General features: G+C 67.4%; 12 protein-coding genes. 4 read left to right on the top strand and 8 right to left on the bottom strand.

Annotated features, from left to right (window positions below):
* Position 1 precedes the first annotated feature (1 nt).
* Positions 2–1492, top strand: coding sequence for a sodium:solute symporter family protein (locus G6N58_RS28675; protein ID WP_115280520.1), 1491 nt, complete (start codon positions 2–4; stop codon positions 1490–1492).
* Positions 1489–2598 (top strand): histone deacetylase-like amidohydrolase, encoded by a 1110-nt coding sequence (locus G6N58_RS28670; RefSeq protein ID WP_115280521.1) that lies wholly within the window; start codon positions 1489–1491, stop codon positions 2596–2598. Before G6N58_RS28675 ends, G6N58_RS28670 begins: the two co-directional genes overlap by 4 nt.
* A 5-nt stretch (positions 2599–2603) precedes the next feature.
* Here the strand turns inward: G6N58_RS28670 and G6N58_RS28665 are convergent, their stop codons facing one another.
* Positions 2604–4172: an AMP-binding protein gene (locus G6N58_RS28665; RefSeq protein WP_115280522.1), complete on the bottom strand. Its 1569-nt coding sequence runs from the start codon at positions 4170–4172 to the stop codon at positions 2604–2606.
* Positions 4173–4455: 283 nt separating this feature from the next.
* On the opposite strand from G6N58_RS28665, the gene G6N58_RS28660 reads away from it, so the two are divergent.
* Positions 4456–5478 carry a dihydrolipoamide acetyltransferase family protein gene (locus G6N58_RS28660; protein ID WP_115280523.1) on the top strand — a complete coding sequence of 341 codons (1023 nt, stop codon included), beginning with the start codon at positions 4456–4458 and terminating at the stop codon, positions 5476–5478.
* Here G6N58_RS28660 and G6N58_RS28655 read toward each other — a convergent pair whose 3' ends face one another.
* Positions 5479–6087 (bottom strand): TetR/AcrR family transcriptional regulator, encoded by a 609-nt coding sequence (locus tag G6N58_RS28655; protein WP_068920012.1) that lies wholly within the window; start codon positions 6085–6087, stop codon positions 5479–5481.
* Between the two features lie 192 nt (positions 6088–6279).
* Between G6N58_RS28655 and G6N58_RS28650 the strand changes: the two genes are divergently transcribed.
* On the top strand, positions 6280–8172 hold the full coding sequence (locus G6N58_RS28650) for an AMP-dependent synthetase/ligase (protein WP_115280524.1): 1893 nt from the start codon (positions 6280–6282) through the stop codon (positions 8170–8172).
* Here the strand turns inward: G6N58_RS28650 and G6N58_RS28645 are convergent.
* From G6N58_RS28645 to G6N58_RS28620, 6 genes are read right to left on the bottom strand one after another with little or no spacing between them, the layout of a single operon-like run.
* Complete coding sequence (locus tag G6N58_RS28645; protein WP_115280525.1) at positions 8163–9497, bottom strand: MmgE/PrpD family protein; 1335 nt, start codon at positions 9495–9497, stop codon at positions 8163–8165. The genes G6N58_RS28650 and G6N58_RS28645 overlap by 10 nt on opposite strands.
* Entirely contained in the window at positions 9490–9993 is a 504-nt protein-coding gene (locus tag G6N58_RS28640) for a flavin reductase family protein (protein ID WP_115280526.1), read from the bottom strand. Before G6N58_RS28640 ends, G6N58_RS28645 begins: the two co-directional genes overlap by 8 nt.
* The gene (locus tag G6N58_RS28635) at positions 9990–10778 is read right to left on the bottom strand and encodes a creatininase family protein (protein ID WP_232068045.1); all 789 of its coding nucleotides are present in this window, start codon (positions 10776–10778) and stop codon (positions 9990–9992) included. The genes G6N58_RS28640 and G6N58_RS28635 overlap by 4 nt, the downstream gene beginning before the upstream one ends.
* Positions 10775–11548, bottom strand: a complete 774-nt coding sequence (locus G6N58_RS28630) for an enoyl-CoA hydratase/isomerase family protein (protein ID WP_115280527.1) — start codon at positions 11546–11548, stop codon at positions 10775–10777. Before G6N58_RS28630 ends, G6N58_RS28635 begins: the two co-directional genes overlap by 4 nt.
* Complete coding sequence (locus G6N58_RS28625) at positions 11545–12396, bottom strand: enoyl-CoA hydratase-related protein (protein WP_115280528.1); 852 nt, start codon at positions 12394–12396, stop codon at positions 11545–11547. The genes G6N58_RS28630 and G6N58_RS28625 overlap by 4 nt, the downstream gene beginning before the upstream one ends.
* On the bottom strand, positions 12393–13583 hold the full coding sequence (locus G6N58_RS28620) for an LLM class flavin-dependent oxidoreductase (RefSeq protein ID WP_232068044.1): 1191 nt from the start codon (positions 13581–13583) through the stop codon (positions 12393–12395). The genes G6N58_RS28625 and G6N58_RS28620 overlap by 4 nt, the downstream gene beginning before the upstream one ends.
* Positions 13584–13609: the final 26 nt, after the last annotated feature.

Genomic DNA, 13609 nt, shown 5'->3' with positions numbered 1-13609 from the left:
CATGGAGATCCTCATCGGCTACGGCGGCGTCGCCGTTTTCCTCATCGTGCTGCTGGTGGTGCTGCAACGCACCAAGGGCAGCGCCGACTTCAGCGAATACGCCACGGCGGGGCGCTCTTTCGGCCCCATGTTCTCGTCCATGGCGTTCGTCAACACCTGGCTACCCGGCACCATCTTCATCGCCTTCGCCGGATACGCGGCCAGCGCCGGCGCCATCGGCTTCTACTTCGTGGCCTACTCCATCCTGGCCGTGGTGCTGATGTTCCTGCTGGCCAAGCCCGTCCACCAGTGGGGCCGCCAATTCGACCTGCGCACCCAGGCTGACCTGCTGGGCCTGCGCTACGGCTCCACCGCGGTGCGGGTGGTCGCGGCCATCATCGGCGTCATCGCCTCGTTCCCGTGGATTGTGCTGGGCATGCAGTCGCTGACCCTGGTGTTCGAATACCTGTCCTTCGGCGCCGTTCCCGCGGCGGGGGCGGCGTTCATCGGCATCGGCGTCCTGGTCGCGCGGCAGTGGTGGACGGTGCGCCTGGGCGCCCGCGGCCTGGTCATCAGCGACTTCGTGCAGGGCATCGTCGCCTACCTGATCGGCACCGTACTGATCCTCGGCCTGCTCACCTGGCTGCTCACCAACGGGCACGGCTTCGGCGAGGTGGACCCGGCGTTCTTCACCCTGCCCGGCCCCGGCAGCGTCGACGGCCCGCTGTACCTGTTCTCGCTGATCGCCACCGGCGCCCTCGGCGGCTGGTGCTGGCCGGACATCTTCGTGCGGCTGTTCGCCTCCAACAGCACCCACACCATCAAACGCGCCGCGGTGATGGCCTCCCCGCTGCTGCTGATCTTCGGCTCGTCACTGTGCCTGCTGGCCGTGGCGGCCTCCACCTACCCCGGCGTGGCCGACGCCCCCGACGAGGTGTGGTTCCTGACGGCCTCCATCGGCGGACCGGTGATCCTGACGCTGGCCGGGGTGTGCGTACTGGCCGCCACCATGGGCAACGTCGGGGCCAACCTGCAGGCCCTGGGCGCCCAGATCGCCAACGACGTGGTGGGCGTGGCTCGCGGCACCCGCGTGGAAGATCCTCGGTGGGGCAAGATCTCGGTCGGCGTGCTGACGCTGCTGGCCGGTGCGGTCGCGGTGGCGACGACGGATGCGCTGTCCTCCGGCATGGTGGCGCTGGCGCAGGTGTCGTACCAGGGCATCGTGCAGCTGGCGCCCACGGTGTTCCTCGGAATCTTCTGGCGCCGAGGCAATGCCACCGCCGCCGTGGCCGCGATGGTCCTCGGTTTCGGCACGGCCTGCGTGCTGCAGGTGCTGTACCCGATCGCCATCCCGGTGCTCGGGGGCATGACCTCCGGGGTGGCGGCCCTGGCCGTCAATGTCGCCGTCTACATCGTCGTGTCCTTCGCCATGCCGCACAGCGTGGACGAAAAGCGGCGCGTGGACCAGCTTTTCGATTCCCTGCACACAACCGACAAGGTGGCAACCCCGTGACCGCACAACGACGTACCGGCTACGTCTGGCATGAACGCTACGCATGGCACGACACCGGCACACACGTCGGCATCTTCCCCGCGGGAGGATTCAACCAGCCGCACATGACCTTCGAGAGCGCCGAATCCAAATCCCGGATGGCCGGCCTGGTCGAAGTCTCCGGGATGATCGACGAACTGGTCCGGGTCCCCGCCCGAATGGCCACCCGCGAGGATCTGCTGCGGGTACACGACGCCGACCACGTCGACCGCATCGAGCGCGAGAGTGCCGACCGCGGCGGCGACGGGGGAGACGGCTTCACCCCGTTCGGGCCCGGCTCCTACGACATCGCCCGACTGGCCGCCGGCGGCACCATCGCCGCCGCCGAGGCCGTGCTCACCGGCGCAGCAGACAACGCCTACGCGCTGGTGCGCCCGCCCGGTCACCACGCCCGCCGTGACATCGGGATGGGGTTCTGCATGTTCTCCAATGTCTGCATCACCATCGAATACGTGCGCGCGCACCTGGGAGTGCAGCGGGTTGCCATCGTGGACTACGACGTCCACCACGGCAACGGCGCCGAATCCATCTACTGGGACGACCCGGATGTGCTCACCATCTCCCTGCACCAGGACCGGCTCTTCCCCCAGGACACCGGAGCGGTCACCGAGACCGGCGCCGGCGGCACCAACATCAACGTGCCCCTGCATGCCGGGTCGGGCAACGGCGCCTACCTGGCGGCCATCGAACGCGTGGCCGTCCCGGCTGTGACGGCGTTTGCACCCGACATCATCTTCGTCTCCAGCGGATTCGACCCCAGCCCCGTCGATCCACTCGGCTGCATGACCGTCACCTCAGGCGGCTTCAAGGACATGGCCGCACGACTGGTCACCCTGGCCGAGCACGTCTGCGGCGGCAAGATCGTCTTCAGTCACGAAGGCGGCTACTCGCCGGTGCACGTGCCGTTCTGTGGGCTGGCGGTGCTGGAAGCATTGAGCGGCCACGAGACCGGGGTGGTCGACCCGTTCGGACAGAGCTTCGACAACTCGCCGGCGCACCTGCTGCAGCCGTGGCAGGACGCGGTGATTGCCCAGGCGGCGCTGATCGCCGACGCGTTGCGGCTGTAGGCCAGTCACTGCACGCGCGTGTCCACACCCTGCCAGGCGCGTTCGCGGAGCAGGTACTTCTGCGTCTTGCCGGTGGAGGTCTTCGGCAACTCGCCGAAGATCACGTGCTTGGGGGCCTTGAACCGTGCGATGGTGGCCCGCACGTGCTCGATGATGTCCTCGGCGGTCGCTTCACAGCCGGGTTTCAGCGCGACGTGGGCGGCGGGCACCTCGCCCCACTGCGGGTCCGGGACGGCGATCACCGCCACCTCGAGCACGGCGGGGTGTTCCATGATCGCCTGCTCGACCTCCACCGAGGCGATGTTCTCGCCGCCCGAGATGATCACGTCCTTGCTGCGGTCGCGCAGTTCGATGTATCCGTCGGGATGACGCACGCCGATGTCCCCGGTCCGGAACCAGCCGTCGGGTGCCGCCGCCGCGGTGGCGCCCGGATCGTGGAGATACCCGAGCATCACGTTGTTGCCCCGCAGCGCGATCTCGCCGGTGCGCACACCGTCAGACGGCACATCGGCGCCGTCCTCGGCGAGCACCCGGATCTCGCACGAAATCATGTTCGCCACACCCTGGCGGGCCTTGATTTTCGCGCGCGCGGCCAGATCGAGGGTGTTCCACTCGGGGCGCCAATCACAAATGGCGGCCGGGCCGTAGGTCTCGGTCAGCCCGTACAGATGCGTGACGTCGAAGCCGAGCTCCGACATGCGGCGCAGGATGGCCGGCGACGGTGGGGCTCCGCCGGTGGCGATCCGAACGGGACTGCCCGCGATGGCGTCCGCCTCGGGCGCGTGGGCGATCATGGACAGCACGGTCGGCGCACCGTTGAGATGCGTGACGCCCTGCTGCCGGATCAGCCGCCAGATCTGCGACGGGTCGACCTTGCGTAGGCACACGTGGGTGGCGGCCGCGGCCGTGACCGCCCAGGGGAAACACCAGCCGTTGCAGTGGAACATCGGCAGTGTCCAGAGGTACACCGACGACGGGGACAGGCCGGTGTGCCCCACCATGGCCAGCGCCTGCAGGTAGGCCCCCCGGTGGGAGTACATCACCCCCTTGGGTTTTCCCGTGGTTCCCGAGGTGTAGTTCACCGACAGCAGCCCCAGCTCGTCGTCCGGGGTGCGGCGCTGCGGCGCGGCCGTCGACAGCATCCGCTCGTACTCACCCTGCGGATCGTCGTCAGCCCGCACCAGAAGCGGCGGGATGCTCATCTGCACCCGCACCTGCTCGACCACATCGGTGAACACCGAATCGTAGATCAGCACGGCTGCCTCGGAATGACCGAGCATGTAGGCGATCTCGTGAGCCGAGAGCCGGGTGTTGAGCGCGATCAGCGGTGAGCCCGACCAGGGCACACCAAAATGCGCCTCCAGCAGGACGTGCGAGTTGGGCGCCAGCACAGCCACCGGCCGACCCGACGACAGTTGCGCCAGCGCCCCGGCCAGCTGAGCGGAGCGCTGATGTAGCTGCTCGTAGGTCCAGCTCTGCTCACCGTCGACCACTGCCACCCGGTCCCCGTGGGAACTGGCGGCGCGGTCGAGGTAGGCGGTGGGCGTCAACGGTTCGTAACTCATGGATCGCATCACGGCATCCCTTCTCCGGAATCGACATCGGGTTCCGGTAGGGGCAGTCAACACTGTGGTGTGGCTGTCGCACAACGGGTGACGCCGAAAATCTGCATTCTGCGCATCGCGCCACGGAATCCACTGGGTCCGTTGGGCACATTGCGCTACAAGCGTGTGCATGGTTGCGCATTCAGGGAGCCTGATGGTCGACTCACCACCCACAACGCCCGACAGACGACGACGCCTGACAAACGACAACGCCCGACAGACGACAACGCCCGACAACGAGGACGCTCCGAACATGACTGCAGCCGACAATGCCATCGCGGTGCCGCTACCCAGCCTGGGCGACGCGGTCGCCGAGGCCACGATCACGCGCTGGCTCAAGGCGGTGGGTGACCCGGTGGAGTTCGACGAGCCGCTGTTCGAGGTGTCCACCGACAAGGTGGACACCGAAATCCCCGCTCCCGCAGCGGGCGTCCTACTGGAGATCCTCGAGCCCGAAGACGCCGCGGTCGCGGTGGGGGCTGTCGTCGCGCGTCTCGGGGTCACCGCGCCGGCCGACGCCACTTCGCAGACAGCGGCGCCGGATGTCCCGGACGTCGACCCTGCACCGGCGCCGGACACCGAGGCCGATACGCGAGGCGACCGGGTGGAGAAGCTACCGCGGATCCGCCGGACGATTGCCCGTCGGATGGTCGAATCGCTGCAGACCGCAGCGCAGTTGACCACTGTTGTCGAAGCGGACCTGACCGCCCTGGCGGCCCGTCGGGCGACGATGCGCGAACAAACCGGGACCCGGCTGTCCTATCTCCCGTTCATCGCGGTGGCTGCAGTGCAGGCGCTGGCCGAGCATCCCGTCATCAACGCCTCCCTCGATGCCGACTGCTCGGAGGTGACGTACCACGGTTCGGTACACCTCGGGATGGCGGTCGACAGCCCCAAGGGCCTCATGGTGCCGGTGATCCGCGACGCTCAGACCAAGGATGTCGTGGAGATGGGCACGGCCATCGCGGCCGCAGCCTCGGCGGTCCGTAAGGGAACAATCCGGCCCGACGACCTGAGCGGCGGCACGTTCACCATCACCAACACCGGCAGCCGCGGCGCACTGTTCGACACCCCCATCATCAACCAGCCGCAGTCGGCCATCCTCGGCGTGGGGGCCGCCGTCGAACGTGTAATCCCGCGGCGGGACGACGACGGTGGGCTGCTCATCGCCGTCCGGACCATGGCGTATCTGTCGCTGACCTACGACCATCGGCTCGTCGACGGTGCGGACGCGGCGCGCTACCTGAGCGCAGTCCGCTCCCGCGTGGAGACGTGATCACGTCGCTGGTTGCACCGGCGCCGTCAGAGCGTGGTACGCCGCGGTGGACATCGTGGTCACGATGGTTTCGTGGTCGAGGCCCTTGTGCAATGTCGCCGCGGCGTTGAGCATCGAGAACACCGTCTGGGTCAACAGTCGCACCGCGGGATCGGACAGATCGGGGCGCAGCGTCGAGACCACCGAGATCCATTCCTCGGCATAGAGGTTCATGGAGCGCCGGATGCGGCGCCGATCGCTCTCGGGCAACGAGTGCTCGTTCTTGAGGAAGATCAACGGCGTCGGCGGGCCCTGCAGGACACTGCGGATGTGAAAGTCCACCATGGCCATCAGCGCGGTGTGCGGATCGGCTTCATCCTCGGCGGCTTTCCGGGCGAACTCCTGCAGTGCTCCGATCGGGTCCTCCACGACGGCAATGAGCAGGGCCTGCTTGTTCTGGAAATGGCGATACAACCCCGGTGCGGAAATCCCCGCCTTCGCGCAGAGCATCTCGACAGTGACCGAGTCGAAGGGGTGCTCGAGGAACAGGTCCGCGGCCACCTTGAGTAGCAGCTCACGCCGGGAACCGCGGGCGCGCGGTGTCCGGCTCTGCACTGGGGCTTCACTCATGACCACCACGATATCCATCGTTGACAAAGCGCATGCACCCACTCTAGGTTAATCTATGTTCACATTGTTGGTTTTCCGGTGCCGCGGTCCGGCGCTACCCGATGTGAACGTCTCCGTGCTCCCGACGTTCAGTGGTGCCTGGACCGTACGAAGCCGGCGGATGATGACAAACCCTACTGAGGAACTGAGCCGATGACTGCTGAGATCAGTGACGGGGCCCCGGTGCTGGCGTCCTTGACCGACTTCGTCGCCGTGGAGCGGACTTTCCCGCAGATGCTGTGCGAGCGAGCCGAATCGGAACCGGATGCCGTCGCCTACCAGAGCTGGTCGGCCGGTACGGTACGCACCACCAGCTGGCGGGAGTATCTCGAGCAGGTGCGTGAGGTTGCGCTGGGTCTGCACCACCACGGCGTGGTGGCGGGGGACCGGGTGGCGATCCTGTCCGGGACCCGGCAGGAGTGGGTGACCGGCGCGCAGGCCATCCTCAGCGTCGGCGCGATCCCGGTAGGTGTGCATCAGACCAGCTCCCTCTCGGAGGTCCGACACGTCCTGGACAACTGCGGCGCCACGGCCATGATCGTCGAAACGGCCGACGATGCAGCAAAATTGGCAGCGTTGGCACCCGAGCTCGCGCAGCTGCGAGTGGCCATCGGGCTCGAGGTGCGCCCGGCCGGGCCGGCGGGCGACATGGTGGCGCAGTCGTGGGAGGACCTGCGGGTCATCGGTCGGCAGCGAGCCGCCGCCTCACCTGAGCTGTTCCACGATCTGGTCAGCCAGGGCGACATCGATCAGCCCGCCGGGTTGTTCTACACCTCGGGATCAACGGGCGCGCCGAAGGGCGTCACCCACACCCACCGGACCCTCCAGTACTCGGTGCTCGGCTTCGCGATGTCCTACCCCGAACTCGGGCGCACCCGTCACGACCTGGTGGGGTTCCTGGGGTTGTCGCACGTGGCACCCGCGCTGATCGCCGTGTACGCCCCCCTCATGACCCGACTGGTCATCACGCACTGCACCATGGAGGAACGCCTCGACGCCTTGATCGGGGTGCGGCCGACGGCTGTGCTGTGGCCGCCGCGCATGCACGAGAAGCTCGCTGCCGAAGCGCTGCAGGCGCTGTCGGAATCGGGTGCGGTGTTCCAGCTCGCCTACCGCGCCGCGATGGCAGTGGCCCGACCGGTCAGTGCTCTTCGCTGGCAGGGCCGCGCACTGCCCTGGTATCTCTCGGCGGCGAACGCACTGACCCGCAAGGCCGTCTTCGGGCCCCTGCTGGCCAAGGTGGGCATGGACCGCATCCAGGTGACCTGGACGGCGTCGGGGAGCATGACCCCCGACGTGGCCGCACTGTGGCACACCTGGGGTCTGGATCTGCGAGAACTCTTCGGGACCACAGAGACATGCGGTTCGGTTCTCGCGCAATGGGATCGGGCCTTCCCCGAGCCCGGCACCATCGGCAAATGCCTGCCGGATCCGCGTTGGGCCGTGCGGGTGTCCGACCGCGGCGAACTGCAGTTGCGCACGCCTTCGCTGTTCGTGGGGTACTGGGAGAATCCGGAGGCTTCTGCGGCGGCCATGTCCGACGGCTGGTACTGCACCGGCGACCTGGTCGAGCTGGCCCCCGACGGCGAGATCACCATCATCGGCCGGCTGAAGGACGTTCTGAAAACCAGCGGGGGCAAGATGGTGAACCCACAACCGATCGAGGTGCGTCTCAAGGCCGGCCCGCTGATCGACGAAGCGATCGTGGTGGGCGACGGCCGAAAGTACCTGTCGGTGTTGCTGAGTCTGAGCCCGGAAGCCGCCGCGCTGCCGGACCGGGAGCGCGACGACGCAGTGACCGCGTGGCTCAACGAGGTGAACGCCGACTTGTCCCGCCCCTACCAGATCAAGAAGTACCGGGTGCTGCCGCGGGCGCTGTCGATCACGGCCGGCGAGCTGACCGCGAAGGGCACCATCCGGCGGGCCGCCATCCTCGCCGCGTTCAGCGACCTGGTTGACGAGATGTATGACGCCGGTGATCTCGAGGCGATTGCCCGCCAGGCCCGGTACGCCAAGCCTGGCGGACGCTCAGGTGGTCAGCGGTAGATCCCGTAGGTGGTGGGCGCGTCGTCGAGGATGCGCCTGTCCACCAACGGGTTCAGCATGCCCAGTGCACCCCGTCGCAGTTCACTCAGGCACACCGCGACGTCCAGAAAACGCTGCTGTTCGCGCCTGTCGATCACCCCGTCGGTGAGCAGGGCGAATTTTGCCACGTAGTCGTTCCGGGTGAACGGATGAGCCCCGGCCGGGTGGGCATGCGCGACTGCGAGCTCATCAACGATGACCTCGCCGCTGCGCAGGGTGATCACCGCGCGGACGGTGCAGGCCTGCACACCGGCCGTTTCGACGGTGGAGATCGAGCGCCACAACGCGACCGTCTCGGGGCGGTGCGCCCGTTCGCAGGTGTAGGACCGCTCGTGATGCCACTGGCCGTCCTCCAGGGCGACGGCGAACAGGTACATCAGCGACCGGCTCAAGACCTCCCGCGGCGCATCCGGGTCGAACTTGTCGGGGTCGTCAGCACCGGAACCCAGCTGCACGTGGGTGTCATGCCCGGTGTGCAGGACGACGGACTCGATGTCGCTGACCCGGCCGACCCGGTGATGCAATCGCAGAGCCAGATCGATGGCGACCTGGCCGTGGCAATGGGCGGAATGCTGCCGGGGGTAGCTGGCCAGGATGGCCTGCTTGGGCTCGCCGATATCGGGAAGGGCCACACCGTCGATCTGCTCGAGGGCGGATGGGGGTGGTGCGTCACCGCCGCGCATCGCGCGGTCGACAGCATCGACGGCCAGTTTGCCTGCATAGGCGGGTGTGTGACGAACGCCGGTCAGGTGCACGGCATGTTCGATGGCCGCCCGGATGGTTGGCGACGGCAGTCGCAGCATGGTGCCCAGACCTGCGGCCACCGACGTACCGAGCAGCGCACCATGATCCACCGTGCTGTCCGCGGTGGTCAGGCGAACCTGTATCTCATACGCGGTGGCGATGCCGCGGATCAGGTCGACGCCGCGCAGCCCGGTGTGTTGGCCCACGGCCACCAGAGCCGGGATGACACCACCGGGATGGGTGGGCTGATCGGCGCCGACGGCGTCGTTGAGCTCGAGGTGGTGAACGGCGACACCGTTGGCGAAGGCGGCCCACTCGGGGGAGAACGTCCCGTCGATACCGAAAATTGTTGCGCCCGGGGTGGTTCGATGTGCACGGGCCTGGGCGCGAACCCCCGAAACGAGGTGATCACCCACCGATGCGGCGCTCACCGCGGCATTGTCGATGATGCGGTTGATCACCATGGCCTGCGTCTGCGCCGGAACCGCAACGGGATCGGCGGCGACCTCGGCGATCCTGGAGGCCAGATCGGAGTCAGTCATCGGCGAGCATGGTGCGGAACCGGCTGTCGTGGAAGATCAGTGGCGAGACGGTGTCGTCATCAGCGGCGCCGGTGACCTCCAGCAGGACCACGTCGTGGTCACCCGCGGTGATCGACGAGGTGATCCGGCAGTCCAGCCATGCGGCGGCATCGGCGAGAAAGACCGCGGAAGAGTCGCCGGCGAACCAGGTCAGTCCGGCGAAGCGATCACCGGTTTTGGCCGCGAGTTGCCGGGATACCTCGGCGTGACCTTCGGCGAGCACGGAGATGCCGACATGGCCGTCTCGGGACAGCCGCGGCCACGTGGTCGACGTGTGCTGCACGCAGATGGACACCAGTGCGGGTTCGATCGACACGGGCGTGAACGACGTGGCGACGATTCCCACCGGTTGTCCGTCGCGCACCGCGCAGATCGCGGCCACACCGGTCGGATAGCGGCCGTAGAGTCTCCGCAGTCGCGACACGTCCTGGGTCAGATCGCTGGTGAGGGTCTTCATCGGGTCTCTTTCCTGGATACGGGCAAAGCTCGTTGTGCGCGAACGTAATCGACGATCAGATCCGTGACGGCGGTGAGACAGGCCGTGCCGATCGCCGGGTCCGCGCCCGTGGGGTCACCGAGGATGCCATTGGGGGAGAGGGCTTTGAGGCCTTCATCGAACACACGCGCCAGAAACGCATCGTCGGTGTCGACCACAAGGCCGGGTTCCATCCGGTCGGAGCGCACGCTGTCGGCATGCAGGGCGAGCATGACCGACGTCTCGGCGATGTCGGCGTGCCCGCCGACACGCGTGCCAAACCCCGATGCCTGCGCGGCAGTCCGCCACGCGGTCAGAATTGCCTCGCTGCCTCCGAACACGATCACCGACAGCGGTGCCAACCTGGCCGCCAGCCGGTCCTCGAATCCGCGCATCACGGGGTAATTGCCGATGTGCCCGGAGAACAGGACGAGGGTCTCGAAACCCGAGTGAGCCAGATGGGCTCCGTAGTCCTCGCACAGGGCTTCCAGCGTCGACGGTCGCAGCGACAGGGTGCCGGGAAACCCCAGATGGTGCTCCGAGCACCCGACCCGGATGGTGGGGAGCACCAGTGCGTCCCCCAAGGCACGGGCAATGCGCACGGCCAGCGCGTCGGCATGCTCGGCGTCCATCGACAGCGGCAGGTGCGGGCCGTGCTGTTCGACGGCCCCCAGCGGCAGGATCGCCGTACGCGCGCCCCCGGCAACCGCCGACCCCACCTCCTGGCTGGTCATCCGCTCGATGCGCACCTCAGGTTCCCCGGTCATCCGCGGTTCCAGCCGGCACGCAGCGCGGCGGCGACCGGATCACCGAAATAGTCGTGCGCCGCGCTGATGGTGGTGGCCAGCGACCGCTCGTCTCGGCCGCTGTCAGGATCGTTGATGCTTCGCTTCAGGGACCGGTAGAGCACCGGAGCCTTGGCAGCGGCGGCACGGGCGGTCTCGAGCGCGGCGTCGAGCAGCGCGGCGGGGTCCTCCAGACGGTCGACCACACCGAGATCGACCGCCTCGTGCGCGGAGAACAGCCTGCCGGACAGCACCATGGATCGCACGGCGGGCGCACCGAGGATGCGCACCGCCCGCTGCAGACCCTTGTCCGCCGGCAGGAGGCCGTGGTTGATCTCGGGGAACCCGAACGTGGCATTCGGAGACGCCAGGATGGCATCGGCGAAGAGCGCCAACTCCATTCCGCCGCCGACGCAGTATCCGTTGACGGCAGCGACCAGCGGTCCCGGGAACCGGTCCAGGGCGACGAGCAGCGCGTGGAAGTCACGCATCCGTCCTTCGATCTCCCCGGGGCCGGTGCCCTCCAGTTCTTTGATGTCGCCCCCGGCGGTGAAGAAACGTGCTCCTGCACCGGTGAGCACCACCGGTGCAGGAGCATCGTGGGAGCCCAGTTCGGTGAAGAACCTGCCCAGACCGACGATGAGGCCGCGGTTGAGCGCATTCGCCGGCGGGCGGTCCATGGTGAGGACCAGGACGCCGGAGTGGTCGGCGCACGTCGCCCCGGGGATCTCCGACAGCTTCACCTCGCTCACGCCTGGCCGGCGGGTTCCGGTGCCGGGAGGTGGCCGTGAGCGGAGGGGAAGCGCGTCGGACGCTTCTCCCGGAACGCTTGGCGTGCCTCCAAGTAGTCGGCGCCGGCGAAGTTGAGTGTCTCCAGGGCGGCCGAGAGTTCTTGTTGGGGCAGGGCATTGGTGAGCCAGCCCGCGTTCAGGGACCGTTTGGTCCATTGGATCGCTCGCTGTGAGCCCATCGCGAGGTCATCGGCGATCGCCAGAGCGCGCTCGAGCACCTTGTCCCTCGGCTCCACGAGGCTCACCAGACCGATGCGTTCGGCTTCGATCCCGGTCAATCGGGCCGAGGTGAGCTGGTAGTACTTCGCTTTGGCCATGCCGACGAGCAGCGGCCAGATCAGAGACGAATGGTCACCGGCGGCCACACCGACGCGGGTGTGACCGTCCATGAGGATCGCGTCCTCGGCGGCGACGCTGATATCGGCCAGCAGTCCCAGCGACAGACCCCACCCGACGGCGGGGCCGTTGATCGCCGAGATCATCGGTTTGTCCATGTTCATCGTCGCGGTGATCCGCCGGCGCTCGGTCTCCATGAGCACGATGGCGTCCTCGAGGGACGGATCGGGTTGTGCCACATCCATGCCCGTGCAGAAGCCGCGTCCGGCGCCGGTGACGACGACCACGCGGGTCTGTGGGTCGCGGTCGGCGTCGGTGAGCAGGTCGCCCATCATCTCGAACATCGGCATGGTCAAGGCGTTGAGATGGTCGGGCCGGTTGAGGGTGATCAGCAGGACCCCGTTGGGTTTGCGTTCGATCAGGAACTCCCGGGGGTAGCGCGAGAAGATGTCGTCGCCGTTGCGTGTGCTCATCGGGCATCACCTGCGCCCGCGCCGACACCGCTGATCACCGGTTGTTTCTGGTTCATGTTCTCCTCGAAGGCCTCTCGTTCGGCGTAGTGGGCCGGGCGGGCAGCGCGGATGTCGGCCAAAATGGCCTCCGGTGTGCGCGCTACGCCACGCGGGTTTTTGAAGTGGGGGATCACGTACTTGCCGAAGAGCTCGATCGACTTCATCAGCTCTTTGTGCGGCAGGCCGTCGATACGCATGACCAGCGAATCGACACCGAGATCGGCGAACCGCTGGACCTGGGCGATGCAGTCATCGGGGTCGCCGACGATGAACCCCGATGAATCCTCGAACATGTACTGCTCGTCGCTGAAGTCGAGGTGCTTCACGGCGCCCATGTACTGGTAGTCGCTGGACAGCTTCGACAGCCGCTCGTAGGCGTCGGTGGACAGGCCGACGGTCTCCTTCAGGCCGCGCGCCCAGGTGCGGGCTTCCTCTCGGGTTTCCGCGCAGTGCATACCGCCGCCGATGGCCACCAGCCGTTCGGCTTGCAACGGGTAGGTGTGTGTCGCCGTGGCCAGCGCCTCGTCGTAGAGGCGAATCATGTTCTCCACGAAATCGAAACCCAGGTAAAAGCCACCGACGATGGCGCCGATGCCGAGTTGCGCGGCGGCGCGGACAGATTCGGGGCTGCCGGTGGCCATGTGGATGGGGGGATACGGGGTCTGGATGGTCCTGGGCACGAGGCTGCGGGGCGGGATCTTGTAGTGCTCCCCGACGAAGGAGAACACGTCGTTGTGCAGCGCCCGGCGGATCACTTCGATGCCTTCGAGCTGTTGGGATTTGTTCTCGGCGGGGGAGACCTCGAATGCGCGCAACGAGAGCGTTGTGTTTCCGCGCCCCACGCCGAGCTCGACCCGGCCGTGGGACAGCAGATCCTCGGTGGCGAGCCGCTCGGCGACCCGGATGGCGTGATTGATCCGCGTCGGCAGCAGGGTGACCAGGTGGACGAATCGAATCCTGCTGGTCAGGGCCATCAGGTACGGGTACAGCACCTCCGGTGCCGAGGTGGTCGCGGTGCCGATGGCCAGGTGCTGTTCGGAGGTGCCGAACGCGTCGAATCCCACCTCTTCGGCCAGCAGGACCTCGTCGATCAACTCCCGGTAACGGTGCTCGTAGGAGGCACCGGGGGCGGTCTCGCCCTCACTCATGAATATGAATCTCACGGTCTTCGTCA

The organism is Mycolicibacterium tokaiense, assembly GCF_010725885.1.
GTDB classification, from domain to species: Bacteria; Actinomycetota; Actinomycetes; order Mycobacteriales; family Mycobacteriaceae; genus Mycobacterium; species Mycobacterium tokaiense.
This window is presented reverse-complemented; position numbering and strand designations above follow the sequence as displayed.

Coding starts and splice junctions, on each gene's coding strand:
- G6N58_RS28660 (WP_115280523.1), top strand. CDS start 4,456: ATGACTGCAGCCGACAATGCCATCGCGGTGCCGCTACCCAGCCTGGGC.
- G6N58_RS28650 (WP_115280524.1), top strand. CDS start 6,280: ATGACTGCTGAGATCAGTGACGGGGCCCCGGTGCTGGCGTCCTTGACC.
- G6N58_RS28640 (WP_115280526.1), bottom strand. CDS start 9,993: ATGAAGACCCTCACCAGCGATCTGACCCAGGACGTGTCGCGACTGCGG.
- G6N58_RS28620 (WP_232068044.1), bottom strand. CDS start 13,583: ATGAGTGAGGGCGAGACCGCCCCCGGTGCCTCCTACGAGCACCGTTAC.
- G6N58_RS28635 (WP_232068045.1), bottom strand. CDS start 10,778: ATGACCGGGGAACCTGAGGTGCGCATCGAGCGGATGACCAGCCAGGAG.
- G6N58_RS28675 (WP_115280520.1), top strand. CDS start 2: ATGGAGATCCTCATCGGCTACGGCGGCGTCGCCGTTTTCCTCATCGTG.
- G6N58_RS28665 (WP_115280522.1), bottom strand. CDS start 4,172: ATGCGATCCATGAGTTACGAACCGTTGACGCCCACCGCCTACCTCGAC.
- G6N58_RS28645 (WP_115280525.1), bottom strand. CDS start 9,497: ATGACTGACTCCGATCTGGCCTCCAGGATCGCCGAGGTCGCCGCCGAT.
- G6N58_RS28625 (WP_115280528.1), bottom strand. CDS start 12,396: ATGAGCACACGCAACGGCGACGACATCTTCTCGCGCTACCCCCGGGAG.
- G6N58_RS28655 (WP_068920012.1), bottom strand. CDS start 6,087: ATGAGTGAAGCCCCAGTGCAGAGCCGGACACCGCGCGCCCGCGGTTCC.